A 13,960-nucleotide genomic window follows, 5' to 3' on the forward strand; every position below is an offset into this window, starting at 1 on the left:
ATGACGACCGAACAGTCTGGAACCGTTGCCTTCGTCCAAGCCACGTGGCACAAGGAGCTCGTCGACCGCGCCCGTGAGGGGTTCGTCGCCGAATTCGGATCCGACGTGGACACCTTCGAGGTGCCGGGAGCGTTCGAAATTCCGCTGCACGCGCAGCGGCTGGCGCGCACCGGACGCTACTCGGCCATCGTCGCCGCGGCGCTGGTGGTCGACGGCGGTATCTACCGTCACGAGTTCGTCGAAACGGCTGTCATCGACGGACTCATGAGAGTGCAGCTGGACACCGACGTGCCGGTGTTCTCCGTCGTCCTGACGCCGCATCACTTCCACGAGCATGCCGATCACATCGAGTTCTTCTCGAATCACCTGGAGAAGAAGGGCGCCGAAGCGGCGCGTGCCGTCGTCCGCACCCTGGACTCTCTGAAGTCGATCGGCTAGTCCAGGTACATGTCGACCACGGCGAGGTGACGTCCCAGGTCTCCGGGGTACGACGAGATGCGCATGTGCGTCGGGATCCAGGGTGCGTGGCCCGGGCTGCCCTTGGTTCGCACGACGATCTGTTCGTGCCCACCGCCCTGCACCCGCTCGTGTGCCGACGCGATGATGTGCCGATCGTCGGCGTGGAACACTTCGAAGCCCGACGACACGTCACGCCACTGCACCCAGGGCGCCGGGTTCTCGCACAGCCACATCGTCAGCAGGCTTCGTTCCGGGACGAGCAACGCGGGGTAGATGCCGAGCGCTTCCATGCCGCGTTGCCGGGCGAGCACGTCGAGCAGCGGCTTGTCCGGTTCGACGGTGTCGGTGACGTCGTGCCACAGAACGCGCGCGCCGACCTCGCCCGGTTCCAGACACGCGCGGGCATGGCAGTGCCAGCGCATGATGCGGCCGTCGGCGTGCAGCACGCTGAACGAGCCTTCCCAGGTACCGCCCGCGGTCGGAGCAAGGCACAGGGTGAACAAGCCCGCGGTGTCGTCGAACCGTATCGACTTCGCGTAGTACTCCGCCGGCGTCCGCTCGGGCACGTGCGCGTCGGGTTCGACGCCCGACATCATCGACGCCTCCAGCGTCTGCGCGATGACGCCTTTCTCCAGCAGCCAGCTGACTCCCGACGTGATGCGCGGTGGGCCCGGCTCGGCGTCCGACGGACCCATCCACAGTTGCAGCGCATGGACCGCGCCGGTCGGGCCGAGAACCGGGTGCGTCAGCAGGCGGAATTTCGTCGACCCGCCGCCTCGCGTGCGCACATCGACCACTTCCTCGTAGCGCGAACGAGATTCGAGCGCACGCTTCAGGAACGGTTCGACGCCGATCTTCGAGTCGGGAGCGAGTCGTTGCAGGGATACGGCGTCGGCGAAACGTCGCGGGCTACCACCTTTGGCGACGACGTTCATCTCACCGGGGACGAGCGTTTCGATCAGAATCCACTCGGGACGTGACGTGCTCACCGCTGCCGCACCTTCATGCGCATGTTCTGCGGTTTGAGCGTCAACGACTCCTGGATGTCCAGCTCGTAGCCGTCGTCGAGTTCGAAGTCGAACGACTGCGCGAGTCGTGCGAGCGTCAGCACCGATTCGTGCAGGGCGAACTGACGTCCGATGCAGCCGCGCATTCCGGTGCCGAACGGCTTGTACGCGTGGGCCGGGCGGGATTTCGCGCGAGCCGACGAGAAGCGATCCGGGTCGAAGACGTCCGCATCCGGACCCCAGACCGGATCCCGATGCAGCCCGAGCGTCAGTACGAATGCCCACTCGCCGGCCTTCATGGGGTACTTCCCGTCCGCCAACGACGTGTCCTGACGCGCCTTGCGGAAGTAACCGGGAGCCGACGGCCAGAGCCTCAGGGTCTCGTCGACGACGCTGCGGATGTAGCGCAGCTTCGAGATGTCCTCGTAGGCCACCGAGTCCGCTGCGTTGTCGGCCTCCTCCCGCACCCTGGCTGCGACGTCGGGGTGCGTCGCCAGGAAGTACAGCGCGAATGCCAGTGTGCCCGCGGTGGTTTCGTTTCCGGCGACGAGGAACGTCAGAACCTGGTGACGGATGTTCACACGGTCCAGTAGTTCTCCGGTCTCGGGATCGGGTGTGTGCAGCATGAGGTCGAGCAGGTCGTCGTGACGAATATCGTTGTCCAGCAACCGTTTCTCGATGACGTCGTCGACCACGCCGTGCACGTACTCGATGTCGCGCTCGTTCTGCAGTCGGGACTTCTTGTCGAACAGCCGAGTGAGGGGAAGGTCGTTCGATGTTCGATTCACCTGCCCGAGAATGCGAACGATGGCGGCGACGAACGCGTCGTCGTCACGCTCGAAGGAATCGAAACTGTAGCCGAATCCGGCGCGGGCCATGTTCTCGAGCGTCAGCTTGTTCAGATCCGCGGTGACGTCGACGAACCGGTCGGGACGCGCCCGCCAATGCTCGACGAGTTCCCCGGCCACGTCCTGCATTACGTGGTGATATCGCCGCATCGCGTCGCGGCTGAAACCCGGCATCAGAACTCGATGTGCCGCACCCCAATTGGGCTCGGAGTTGAACGCGGTGAACAAGCCGTCGCCGCCCAGCGCGCGTAGCTTCCGATGCGGGAGTGCGAGGAACTTCGTGAACCGTGACTCGTCGTTGAGCTCGGCGACCAGGTCGGCGCCACTGACCACGACGAGCCTGTGCGAGAGGATCTTACGTTCGAATATCGGACCCAGCTCCGACGCCATCTTCAGTTCGCGCTGGGTCGGTTTCGCCGCGTCGATGCTGAGAATGTCACCGAGCACCGGTAGTCGGAAGCGGGGCTTGGGTATATTCACGCCGACATTGTGCCCCACGCAGACCGAATGTTCGACGCGAGAATCCGCTCGTAGGCACGCGCTGTGGCCGGTGACAGATCTGCTGCGGTGACGGTCGACCCGGACGCGAGATGTGGGTCGAACGGGACTTCGAGGACGTCGAACACGCTGTCCAGGCCGCGCCGCACGTCGTCGATTCCGACCACGCTCGGACCCGGGTCGCACTGCGACACCACGACGGTGGTGCGGCGCAGCGCTTTCGCTCCTGCCGCCAGTCGAATCGTGTGCAGGGCCGTTCTGGACCGTCGGACGGCATCGGGACGAGCCGGGACGACGAGCACCAACGCCGCCCACGGCTGGCTGCGGAGAGGGCTTGCGCTGTCGCGTTCGAAACCGCGGTGCCCGAAGTCGTAGACCGCTGCATCGGCCGTGCAGCTCAGATACCAGTCGAGCCGGCCGAAGTCGGGGTCGTCGGCGTCCGGCCACGCCCGTCCCAGCACCTGAGCCCCGGTGCTGGTGACGGACAGGTCCACATCGATGTACCCCGACTCGACGGTCGCCGCCGTGACGGCGTGGTCCGCGGCGCGATCGACGAGATCGCCGCCACCGACCGTGGCGTCGACGGCCACGACCGAATTACCTTGCAGGGACATTGCATTGGCCAGACCGACCGACGTCGTCGTGGTTCCGGCCCCGCCGCAGGACCCGAGCACCAACATCACACTCATTGCGCGCCTCTTCGACAGCTACGGTGCAACATCCGGGCCGAGCGTCAAGCCGCGGGGAGCTTCCAGGCGGAAGCGCCGGGTCAGTATATGTCCGGTTTCAGTCGTTCGCGTGCAGGGCAGCGTTCAGTTCGACGCCCGTACCCTTCCACGGCACGACCTCGACGGCACCGGACACCGAGTTCCGACGGAACAGCAGGTTGCTCTTCTCGGTCAGCGTCGCGGCCTTGACGACGGTGCCGTCCGGACCGGTGACCTTCGTGCCCGCCGTGATGTAGAGGCCGGCTTCGACGACACAGTCGTCGCCGAGTGAGATTCCGAGGCCGCTGTTGGCGCCGAGCAGGCAGCTCTTGCCGACCGAGATGACGTTCTTGCCGCCACCGGACAACGTGCCCATGATCGATGCGCCGCCACCGACGTCGGAACCGTCGCCGACGACGACGCCCGCGGAGATACGGCCCTCGACCATCGAGCTACCGAGCGTGCCGGCGTTGAAGTTGACGAAGCCCTCGTGCATGACGGTCGTTCCGCTGGCGAGGTGCGCGCCGAGGCGGACGCGGTCGGCGTCGGCGATTCGGACCCCGGTGGGAACGACGTAGTCGACGAGACGCGGGAACTTGTCGACGCCGTAGACGGTGACGGGTCCGCGTGCACGCAGTTTCGCCCGCACGGTCTCGAAGCCCTCGACCGCCGCCGGCCCGTGGTTGGTCCAGACGACGTTGGCGAGGAAGCCGAACTGTCCGTCGAGGTTGACCCCGTGCGGCTGGACCAGGCGGTGCGAGAGAAGGTGCAGACGCAGGTAGACGTCGTGTGCGTCGACGGGTGCGTCGTCGACGGACGCGATGGTGGTGCGCACTGCGACGACGTCGACGCCGCGCGCGGTGTCCGGTCCGACCAGGTCGGCGAACTCGGCCGGAATGTCGGATCCTTCGAGGCGGACGGTGCCCGTTTCGCCGAATTCACCGAGCTCGGGGCTCGGGTACCAGGTGTCGAGGACGACGCCACCGGTGGTGATGTTGGCAATGCCGATTGCAGATGCTCCCTGTGCGCTCACGGGAAACAAGGATACGGCCCCGGCATTTAAGGTGGACGGATGAGTTCGCACCCCGCGTTGGATCTGCACGCCGACCCGATCGACCTGACCGCCGCACTCGTCGACATACCGAGTGTCTCGCAGGACGAATCGATCATCGCCGACGCGGTCGAGGCGGCTCTGCGGGCGCAGACCAGCGGTTTCGAGATCGTCCGCAGCGGAAACGCGGTGCTGGCACGGACCGATCGCGGGCTGCCCAGCCGCGTCATGCTGGCCGGTCACCTCGACACGGTGCCCATCGCGGACAACGTGCCGAGCACACGCGAGCGGGACAGCGCCGAGGGCGACGTCATCCACGGCTGCGGAACGGTCGACATGAAGTCGGGCGACGCGGTGTTCCTTCATCTCGCCGCGACGATCGACGACCCCGCGCACGACCTCACGCTCGTCTTCTACGACTGCGAGGAGATCGCGGCGTCGTACAACGGGCTAGGGCGTATCGAGCGTGAGATGCCCGAATGGCTGCAGGCGGACGTCGCGATTCTCGGTGAGCCGACGGGCGGATTCATCGAAGCCGGGTGTCAGGGAACTCTGCGTATCCGGTTGTCGGCGAGCGGAACTCGGGCGCATAGTGCACGATCCTGGTTGGGCGACAATGCCATTCACAAGTTCGGTGCCGTCCTCAATCGCCTCGCGTCGTATCAGGCGCGCGAGGTCGACATCGACGGATGCGTCTATCGCGAGGGGCTGCAGGCGGTCCGAATATCCGGTGGTGTCGCGGGCAACGTGGTGCCCGACGCGGCCGAACTCGACGTCAACTTCCGTTTCGCACCCGACCGTAGCGTCGACCAGGCGATCGAGCACGTGCGCGAGGTCGTCGAGGGTGTGGATCTGGGATTCGAGGTCACCGACGCGTCGGCGGGTGCGTTGCCCGGTCTCGGCGCGCCTGCCGCCGCGGCGTTGATCGACGCTGCGGGAGGCCAGTTCCGGGCCAAGTACGGATGGACCGACGTGTCCCGGTTCTCGGCACTGGGCATCCCCGCGGTCAACTACGGACCGGGCGACCCCAACCTCGCGCACAAACGCGACGAGCGCGTTCCCGTCGAGCAGATCACGCACGTCGCGACCGTCCTCCGGAGCTATCTGACGTCCCGTTAGCCTGGACGCCATGGAACCGGAACCGACCACGCACAAAGGGCCCGTCGTACTGCGTCGCAGGCGCAACACCGAGACGTCGACGTCGGATCAGCGTCTGCTCGACCAGCGTGGGACGGGAGCCTGGATCCACACCGACACCTGGCGTGTCCTGCGGATTCAGAGCGAGTTCGTGGAGGGCTTCGAGGCACTGGCCGAGGTGCCGAAGGCAGTCACCGTGTTCGGGTCCGCCCGGACGCCGCGAGAGCATCCGGAGTACGAGCGTGCGCGGGCTCTCGGATCCGCGCTTGCCGAAGCCGGGTTCGCGATCGTCACCGGTGGCGGTCCAGGCGTCATGGAAGGCGCGAACCGCGGTGCGAGCGCGGCGAAGGGCTACTCGATCGGCCTCGGTATCGAGCTGCCGTTCGAGCAGGGCCTCAACGAGTGGGTCGACCTGGGCATCAACTTCCGCTACTTCTTCGTGCGCAAGACGATGTTCGTCAAGTACTCGCAGGCCTTCGTCTGTCTCCCAGGCGGTTTCGGAACACTCGACGAACTGTTCGAGGCGCTCACGCTCGTCCAGACGGGCAAGGTCACACGCTTCCCGATCATCCTGCTCGGCACGGACTTCTGGTCCGGGCTGCTCGACTGGATCAAGAACACCCTCGTCACCGAGGGCAAGGTGTCACCCGGTGACGTCGACCTGATCCATTGCACCGACAGTGTCGACGAGGCCGTGCGCATCGTCATCGAATCGCAGAAGGACGCAACGACAGGAGAAAGCTGGTGAACGGCGAGGCGCTCCGGGTGTGCGTCTACTGCGCATCGGGGCCGGTCGAGCAGAAATTCATCGACCTCGCGCGCGAGCTCGGCACCGAGATCGGCCGTCGTGGTTGGCAGCTGGTGTCCGGGGGTGGAAACGTGTCCATGATGGGGGCGGTTGCCGAATCCGCCCGTGCAGCAGGCGCTTTCACGCTCGGAGTCATTCCGAAGGCGCTCGTGCATCGCGAGGTGGCCGACGTCGACGCCGACGAACTGGTCGTCACGGACACGATGCGCGAACGCAAGAAGGTCATGGAGGATCGCGCCGACGCGTTCATCACGCTGCCCGGGGGTATCGGAACGCTGGAGGAGTTGTTCGAAACCTGGACCGCCGGGTACCTGGGTATGCACGACAAACCGGTCGTGTTGCTCGATCCGGGCGATCACTACGCCGGGTTGCTGGCGTGGATCGACGGCCTGTCCACCACCGGCTTCGTCCAGCAGAGGGCGTTGGACGCGCTGATCAGGACGACGTCGGTGACGGAAGCGCTCGACGCCTGTGCGTCGGCCCGTCCAGAGGTTACTCTGGAGTAGGGTAAGAAAGATCACAACGTCATAAAAGGGGAGTCAATGGCTGTCGATGCTCGTCAGAAGATCGGTGTCACCGACCTCGCGATCGCATTGCCGAAGATGGTGACGGAGGTCCCGAGTCTGCTGAGGGGGCTCGCCGGTTTCACCCGCAAGCCCACCCACAAGGCATCGATCGGCCAGGTCTTCCAGGATGTCGCAGCGAAGCGCGGCAGCCACCCCTTCGTACGTTTCGAGGGAGAGTCGACGTCGTACGCCGACGCCAACGCGCTCGTCAATCGCTACGCGCACGTGTTCGCCGATCGAGGCGTCGGGCGCGGTGACGTCGTCGGCATCCTCAGCAAGAACCGTCCCGAGGCGCTGTTCGCCGCGCTGGCAGCCGTCAAACTGGGCGCGACTGCGGGAATGCTCAACTACAACCAGCGCGGCGACGTCCTCGAGCACAGCCTCGGGATTCTCGAATCGAAGGTCCTCGTACTCGACGAGAACGCACAGGAAGCGCTGGACTCGCTCGACTCTCCGCCGGACGTGCTGCCTCTGGAGGAACTCACCGAACTCGCGAAGAACGCCTCGGACCGGAACCCGCCGGTGACGGCCGAGATCCAGGCGAAGGAAAAGGCGTTCTACATCTTCACCTCCGGCACCACGGGGATGCCCAAGGCCAGCCTGATGAGTCACTTCCGCTGGCTCAAGTCGATGTCCGGTCTGGGCAACATGGGTGTCCGGCTGCGCGGCGACGACGTCATCTACTGCTGCCTGCCGCTCTATCACAACAACGCGCTGACGGTGACGCTGTCGTCGGTGCTCGCGGGCGGCGCGACGATGGCGATCGGACGGCAGTTCTCCGTCAGCAACTTCTGGGACGACGTCGAGGCCAACAAGGCCACGGCGTTCACCTACATCGGCGAGCTGTGCCGGTACCTGCTGACGCAGCCGAAGAAGTCCACGGATCGCGACAACACGGTCAAGCTCGTCGTCGGAAACGGTCTGCGGCCGGAGATCTGGGAAGAGTTCACCGAGCGGTTCGGCATCGAGCGCGTCGCCGAGTTCTACGGTGCCAGCGAGTGCAACATCGCGTTCGTCAACGCGCTCAACATGAAGAAGACCGCGGGGGTCTGCCCGCTGCCGTATGCCGTCGTCGAGTACGACGACGAGAGCGGTAAGGCCAAGCGCGGCAGCAACGGCAAGCTGAAGCGCGTCGGGACCGGCGAGGTCGGGCTGCTGCTGTCGAAGGTCACCGACCGCGCGCCGTTCGACGGCTATTCCGACGACGAGGCGTCCGAGAAGAAGCTCGTGCGCGACGGCTTCAAGGACGGCGACACGTGGTTCGACACCGGTGACCTCGTGCGTAAGCAGGGGTGGTTGCACGTCGCGTTCGTCGACCGCCTCGGTGACACCTTCCGCTGGAAGGGTGAGAACGTCGCGACGACGCAGGTCGAGGGCGCCCTCGGCACGCACAAGGCGGTCGACGGTGCCGTCGTCTACGGCGTCGACATCGACGGTGCCGACGGCAAGGCGGGTATGGCTGCGGTGACGCTGCGCGACGGCGAGACGTTCGACGGCAAGGCCGTCGCCCAGCATCTGTACGACAAGCTCCCGAGCTACGCGGTACCGCTGTTCGTGCGGGTCGTCGACACGTTGGAGCAGACCTCGACGTTCAAGAGCCAGAAGGTCGCGCTGCGCAAGCTCGGTTACGGCGACGACCCGGACAGCGAGCTGTACGTACTGCGAGGTAAGTCCGGCGGTTACGACAAGGCGTACGACGGCTACGTCGACGAGGTCGCAGCAGGCAAGGCGCCGAAAGGTTAGCGTGCCAGACTTGGCATCATGAGCACACTCTGCGGCAAGCCGGTGGCCGACGATCGCGCGTTGGTCATGGCCATCGTCAACCGCACCCCCGACTCGTTCTACGACCAGGGTGCCAACTTCACCGACGACGCCGCGATGGCGTCGGTGCATCGTGCGGTCGCAGAGGGTGCCGACATGATCGACGTCGGCGGCGTCAAGGCGGGACCGGGAACGGTCGTCGACGCGGACGAGGAGATCAGGCGCGTCGTGCCGTTCGTCGAAGCGATTCGCGACGAGTATCCGGACCTGCTCGTCAGCGTCGACACGTGGCGCAGCGAGGTCGCACGGCTCGCCTGTGCGGCAGGTGCGGACATGATCAACGACACGTGGGCAGGGGCCGATCCCGACCTCGTCGGGGTGGCCGCGTCGGAAGGCGTCGGCATCGTCTGCTCGCACACGGGCGGTGCCGAACCGCGGACCAGGCCGCACCGCGTCCGCTACACCGATGTCGTCGCGGACGTCGTCGCCGAGGTGACCGCGGCGGCCGAAAAAGCCGTCGCAGCCGGCGTCGCGAAGGACGCGATCCTGATCGATCCGACCCACGATTTCGGAAAAAACACGTTCCACGGGCTCGAGTTGTTGCGTCGATTGGACGTTCTTGTAAACACCGGATGGCCAGTGCTCATGGCGCTGAGCAACAAGGATTTCATCGGGGAGACTCTGGGTGTAGAACTCGTCGACCGGTTGGAGGGAACATTGGCAGCGACAGCATGGGCCGCAGCAGGCGGCGCTCGAATGTTCCGGGTGCACGAGGTTGCGTCGACCAGAAGAGTCGTCGACATGGTGGCGGCGATCCAGGGAACGAGAAGTCCCGTACGAACCGTCAGGGGGCTCGCATGACCCTTGCCGAACCGACGTCGGTGACGACGGCGTGGAACGACACGAACAGCTGGGACGAACCCTCCTGGTCGCTCGCCGAACTCGAAGCGGCCAAAGCAGGACGGACCGTCTCGGTCGTACTGCCTGCGCTGAACGAGGAGGAGACGGTCGCGGCCGTCGTCGACACCATCCATCCGCTTCTGGGCGGACTCGTCGACGAGCTGATCGTCCTCGACTCCGGATCCACCGATGCCACCGCCGAACGTGCGACGGCCGCGGGCGCACGCGTCATCAGCCGCGAGGAAGCCATCCCCGGGCTCGACCCGGTGAAGGGCAAAGGCGAGGTCCTGTGGCGTTCCGTCGCAGCGTCGACGGGCGACATCATCGCGTTCGTCGATTCCGACCTCATCAATCCCGATCCGGCGTTCGTGCCGAAACTCCTCGGGCCGTTGCTCACGGGCGACGGGATCCATCTCGTGAAGGGCTACTACCGACGGCCGCTGCGGACGAGCGGCTCCGAGGACGCCAACGGCGGTGGACGCGTCACCGAACTCGTCGCGCGACCGCTGCTGGCCGCGCTGCGACCGGAACTGACGGGCGTGATCCAGCCGCTCGGCGGCGAATACGCGGGCACCCGCGAACTGTTGTCCGCGGTGCCGTTCGCACCGGGCTACGGCGTCGAGATCGGTTTGCTGCTCGACACGTACGACCGGCTCGGTCTGAATGCGATCGGCCAGGTCAATCTCGGCGTGCGCAAACACCGTAATCGGCCGCTCGTCGAACTGGGGGCGATGAGCCGTCAGATCGTCGGCACGATGCTCGGCCGGTGCGGAATGGTCGATTCCGGTGCCGGGTTGATGCAGTTCCGCGCCGAAGGCGACTCGTTCGTTCCCTTCTCGACCGAGGTGTCGTTGACGGACAGGCCTCCCATCAACACGCTGTGAGAACATCGAGCAATGCTGACGCTCCTGCTCTACGTCGTCATCATTGCCGTGATCGCAGCCGTGCTCTTCTTCGTGGCCAGTGCTGTGTTCGGACGTGGTGAGGAACTCGCACCGCTCCCCGAGGGCACGACGGCGACGGTGCTTCCCGCCGAGGACGTCACCGGCGACGACGTCCGGGCGCTGAAGTTCCAGCAGACGCTGCGCGGCTACAAGCCGAGCGAAGTCGACTGGGCGCTCGACCGATTGAGCGCCGAGATCGACCGGCTGCGGTCCGAGCTCGCTGCCGTCGCAGAAGCGAGTGACGAATGACGGCTGTCGCTGGGCCCGACGGGAAGCTTCGTTGCCCGTGGGGCGCCGGGTCCGACGCGTTGTACCGCGACTACCACGACGACGAGTGGGGCAAGCCGGTCCACGGCACGAGCGCGCTGTACGAGCGTCTGTGTCTGGAAGCGTTCCAGTCCGGACTGTCGTGGATCACAATTCTGCGGAAGCGCGAGGCTTTTCGATCCGCGTTCGCCGGATTCGATCCCGAGAAGGTTGCGACTTTTGGTGCCGACGACGTCGAACGGCTCATGGGCGACGCCGGAATCGTGCGCAATCGAGCGAAGATCGAGGCGGCCGTCGTCAACGCGCGCGTCGTGCTCGACCTGGAGGGAACCGACCTGGACACGCTGTTGTGGTCGTTCGCGCCGCAGCCCCGGGCGCAGCGACTCGACCACGTGACGGATGTGCCCGCGGTGACCGTGGAATCGACCGCGATGGCGAAGGAACTCAAACGCCGGGGGCTGAAATTCTTCGGTCCGACCACGGCGTATGCGTTGATGCAGGCCACCGGAATGGTGGACGATCACCTGTCCGGCTGTTGGGTGAAGCCCACTAATACCGACTCCAGTTCCCGGTACGGGCCGCGATAGGGAAGAATAGGCAGCAAGAACCTTTTCCGCCACGAGGCGGGAACATCTTTACAGGCCGACGCGCATGCAGTGTGGCGCAGATGTGGAGGGAGCAGAGGATGGCGGCGATGAAGCCCCGGACCGGGGACGGTCCCCTCGAAGCAACCAAAGAAGGACGGGGGATCGTGATGAGGGTGCCGCTCGAGGGCGGTGGACGTCTCGTCGTCGAACTCACTCCGGACGAGGCTGCGGCATTGGGAGAAGAACTGAAGGGCGTCACCGGTTAACTTCTCGTCTGTTTCTGCGCCAAGCCCCGCTCGCCGATCAGGCGGGCGGGGCTTCGTGATGTGCTGGAGGCTTCGTGCTCGCTGATGTGATTGACCTGTTGATCTGCCCGCTGTGCGGATCCGACCTCGACTTCGGTGACGACGACAAGTTCCTGCTGTGCGACCGCGGGCACACGTTCGACGTCGCACGTCAGGGGTACGTCAGCCTGCAGTCCGGCGGCGCCGGGAAGATCACCGGTGACTCCGCCGACATGATCGCCGCACGCGCGGGATTCCTCGACGCGGGTCATTTCGCGCCGATCGCGGACGCGGTCACCCAGGCCGTCGGATCCGTCGGCACGGTCCTCGAGGTCGGTGCCGGAACGGGGCACTACCTCGCCGCCGTTCTCGACGCAGCCGACGGCGCGCGGGGGATCGGTGTCGACGTGTCCAAGGCAGCGGCGAGACGCGTCGCACGCGCGCACCCGAGAGTCGGATCGATCGTCGCCGACGTGTGGCAGGGCCTGCCCGTGCGCGACGGGTCCATCGACGCTGTCACGTGTGTCTTCTCGCCGCGTAACGCGTCCGAGCTACGACGTGTCCTCACACCCGAGGGGGTATTGGTCGTCGTCACGCCCACGGAACGACATCAACGCGAACTCACGGCCACCGTCGGTCTCATCGGCGTCGACGAGGACAAGGCCCGCAGACTCGGTGATTCGCTCGCAGGCAAGTTCGAGGCAGTCGAACGCGACGTCGTCGAATACGCGGTGCAGTTGAGTCACGACGCCGTCGAGGCCTTCGTCGCGATGGGCCCGTCCGCCCGCCACACGACCCCGGCGGCGCGACGGGCGTCCATCGAGTCGATGCCCGAGCCCGTCCACGTCACCGTGTCGGTGACGGTCGGAACCTACCGGGCCGTCTGACCCCGAGGGCTCGCTAACCGCGTCGGGCCAGAGCTGCCTGATAGACCTCGACGGTCTGCTGCGCGATGGCAGCCCAGGAGAATTCGGCGACGGCCCGTTCACGGCCCGCCTTGCCCATCGCGGTCGCGGTCGCCGGGTCGAGAGCGACCTCGTTGACCGTCGTCGCCAGGGCCCGCTCGAACGCCTGCGGTTCGTACGAGTTGTAGTGCACCAGTCTGCCGGTGACACCGTCGTTCACGACCTCGGGAATGCCGCCGACATCGGACGCGACGACGGCCGTCTCCGCCGCCATCGCTTCGAGATTCACGATGCCGAGCGGCTCGTACACCGACGGGCACACGAAAACGTCTGCTGCCGAGAGGATTTCACGGATCTTCTCGGTGGGGAGCATGTCGCGGACCCAGAACACGCCGGATCGTTTCGCGGCCAGTTCCGCCACTGCGCGCTCGGTCTCGGCCGCGATCTCGGGAGTGTCGGGCGCGCCCGCGCACAGTACGAGCTGGATTGAGGGGTCGAAGTCGTGGGCTGCGGCGACGAGATGTCCGACGCCCTTCTGACGGGTGATGCGTCCGACGAACGCGACCATCGGCCGGGTCGGATCCACGCCGATGGCCTCCAGCGCGGAGTCCTGTGGATCGGCGGCAGGGCCTGCGTGCCAGCGCTCGGTGTCGATTCCGTTGCGCACCACGTGAACTCGGCTGGGATCGAGGCGCGGGTACGCGTCGAGCACGTCCTTGGCCATGCCCTCGCTGACGGCGATGACGGCGTCGGCGTACTCGACCGCGTTCTTCTCCGACCACGACGAGATTCTGTAGCCGCCGCCGAGTTGTTCGGCCTTCCACGGGCGTCGCGGCTCGAGCGAGTGGGCCGTCAGAATGTGTGGGACGCCGTAGAGTTCGGCGGCGAGGTGCCCGGCGAGACCGGAATACCAGGTGTGTGAATGCACGACGTCGGCGCCCGCGGCCGCATTCGCCATCCGCAGCTCGGCCGACAGCGTCGTGAGCGCCGGATTGGCGCCGGCGAGCGCCGGGTCGGGGTCGTGCACCTGCGCGGTGTCACGCGGCGCGCCCATGCAGTGGATGTCCACCTCGCACAGGGCTTTCAGCTGCGCCGACAGCTCGGTCACATGAACACCTGCCCCGCCGTAGACCTCAGGCGGATATTCCCTCGTCATCATTGCCACGCGCACACCGCTAAACCTACATTCCCGCCGCGACACGCGTGTACTGCTAGCAAGGTTCACCCGGTG

General features: G+C 66.1%; 16 protein-coding genes. 11 read left to right on the forward strand and 5 right to left on the reverse strand.

Annotated elements, in window-relative coordinates; translation table 11 throughout:
* Window positions 1–438: a 6,7-dimethyl-8-ribityllumazine synthase gene (locus DK926_RS02840; protein ID WP_068427996.1), complete on the forward strand. Its 438-nt coding sequence runs from the start codon at window positions 1–3 to the stop codon at window positions 436–438.
* Here DK926_RS02840 and DK926_RS02845 read toward each other — a convergent pair.
* The 4 genes from DK926_RS02845 to dapD all read right to left on the reverse strand — a co-directional run bounded on the left by DK926_RS02845 (window position 435) and on the right by dapD (window position 4,552).
* On the reverse strand, window positions 435–1,448 hold the full coding sequence (locus DK926_RS02845; RefSeq protein WP_114328430.1) for a GAF domain-containing protein: 1,014 nt from the start codon (window positions 1,446–1,448) through the stop codon (window positions 435–437). The genes DK926_RS02840 and DK926_RS02845 overlap by 4 nt on opposite strands.
* Window positions 1,445–2,812, reverse strand: coding sequence for a cytochrome P450 (locus DK926_RS02850; RefSeq protein WP_114328432.1), 1,368 nt, complete (start codon window positions 2,810–2,812; stop codon window positions 1,445–1,447). Before DK926_RS02850 ends, DK926_RS02845 begins: the two co-directional genes overlap by 4 nt.
* Window positions 2,791–3,501, reverse strand: coding sequence for a hypothetical protein (locus DK926_RS02855; protein ID WP_114328434.1), 711 nt, complete (start codon window positions 3,499–3,501; stop codon window positions 2,791–2,793). The genes DK926_RS02850 and DK926_RS02855 overlap by 22 nt, the downstream gene beginning before the upstream one ends.
* 97 nt (window positions 3,502–3,598) lie before the next feature.
* Window positions 3,599–4,552, reverse strand: a complete 954-nt coding sequence (gene dapD, locus DK926_RS02860) for a 2,3,4,5-tetrahydropyridine-2,6-dicarboxylate N-succinyltransferase (RefSeq protein WP_114328436.1) — start codon at window positions 4,550–4,552, stop codon at window positions 3,599–3,601.
* A gap of 39 nt (window positions 4,553–4,591) precedes the next feature.
* Between dapD and dapE the strand changes: the two genes are divergently transcribed.
* From dapE to DK926_RS02910, 10 genes are all read left to right on the forward strand, one after another.
* Window positions 4,592–5,689: a succinyl-diaminopimelate desuccinylase gene (gene dapE / locus DK926_RS02865; RefSeq protein WP_114328438.1), complete on the forward strand. Its 1,098-nt coding sequence runs from the start codon at window positions 4,592–4,594 to the stop codon at window positions 5,687–5,689.
* Between the two features lie 10 nt (window positions 5,690–5,699).
* On the forward strand, window positions 5,700–6,455 hold the full coding sequence (locus DK926_RS02870; protein ID WP_068428015.1) for a TIGR00730 family Rossman fold protein: 756 nt from the start codon (window positions 5,700–5,702) through the stop codon (window positions 6,453–6,455).
* Entirely contained in the window at window positions 6,452–7,021 is a 570-nt protein-coding gene (locus DK926_RS02875) for a TIGR00730 family Rossman fold protein (RefSeq protein ID WP_114328440.1), read from the forward strand. The genes DK926_RS02870 and DK926_RS02875 overlap by 4 nt, the downstream gene beginning before the upstream one ends.
* A gap of 36 nt (window positions 7,022–7,057) precedes the next feature.
* Window positions 7,058–8,824, forward strand: coding sequence for a long-chain-acyl-CoA synthetase (locus DK926_RS02880; RefSeq protein WP_068428018.1), 1,767 nt, complete (start codon window positions 7,058–7,060; stop codon window positions 8,822–8,824).
* Between the two features lie 18 nt (window positions 8,825–8,842).
* The gene (folP, locus tag DK926_RS02885) at window positions 8,843–9,703 is read left to right on the forward strand and encodes a dihydropteroate synthase (RefSeq protein ID WP_114328442.1); all 861 of its coding nucleotides are present in this window, start codon (window positions 8,843–8,845) and stop codon (window positions 9,701–9,703) included.
* Window positions 9,700–10,626 carry a glucosyl-3-phosphoglycerate synthase gene (locus tag DK926_RS02890; RefSeq protein WP_068428022.1) on the forward strand — a complete coding sequence of 309 codons (927 nt, stop codon included), beginning with the start codon at window positions 9,700–9,702 and terminating at the stop codon, window positions 10,624–10,626. The genes folP and DK926_RS02890 overlap by 4 nt, the downstream gene beginning before the upstream one ends.
* A 12-nt stretch (window positions 10,627–10,638) precedes the next feature.
* Entirely contained in the window at window positions 10,639–10,935 is a 297-nt protein-coding gene (locus DK926_RS02895; protein WP_068428025.1) for a DivIVA domain-containing protein, read from the forward strand.
* Window positions 10,932–11,540 (forward strand): DNA-3-methyladenine glycosylase I, encoded by a 609-nt coding sequence (locus tag DK926_RS02900; RefSeq protein WP_114328444.1) that lies wholly within the window; start codon window positions 10,932–10,934, stop codon window positions 11,538–11,540. Before DK926_RS02895 ends, DK926_RS02900 begins: the two co-directional genes overlap by 4 nt.
* 98 nt (window positions 11,541–11,638) lie before the next feature.
* Window positions 11,639–11,806, forward strand: coding sequence for a DUF3117 domain-containing protein (locus tag DK926_RS02905; RefSeq protein ID WP_068369835.1), 168 nt, complete (start codon window positions 11,639–11,641; stop codon window positions 11,804–11,806).
* 74 nt (window positions 11,807–11,880) lie between these two features.
* Window positions 11,881–12,711, forward strand: a complete 831-nt coding sequence (locus DK926_RS02910) for a methyltransferase domain-containing protein (RefSeq protein ID WP_114328446.1) — start codon at window positions 11,881–11,883, stop codon at window positions 12,709–12,711.
* 13 nt (window positions 12,712–12,724) lie between these two features.
* On the opposite strand, the gene glgA is transcribed toward DK926_RS02910, so the two are convergent.
* Window positions 12,725–13,900: a glycogen synthase gene (glgA, locus tag DK926_RS02915; RefSeq protein ID WP_114328448.1), complete on the reverse strand. Its 1,176-nt coding sequence runs from the start codon at window positions 13,898–13,900 to the stop codon at window positions 12,725–12,727.
* Between the last annotated feature and the right edge of the window lie 60 nt (window positions 13,901–13,960).

The sequence above is a fragment of the Rhodococcus sp. Eu-32 genome (genome assembly GCF_003336925.1).
Classification (GTDB): domain Bacteria; phylum Actinomycetota; class Actinomycetes; order Mycobacteriales; family Mycobacteriaceae; genus Rhodococcoides; species Rhodococcoides kyotonensis_B.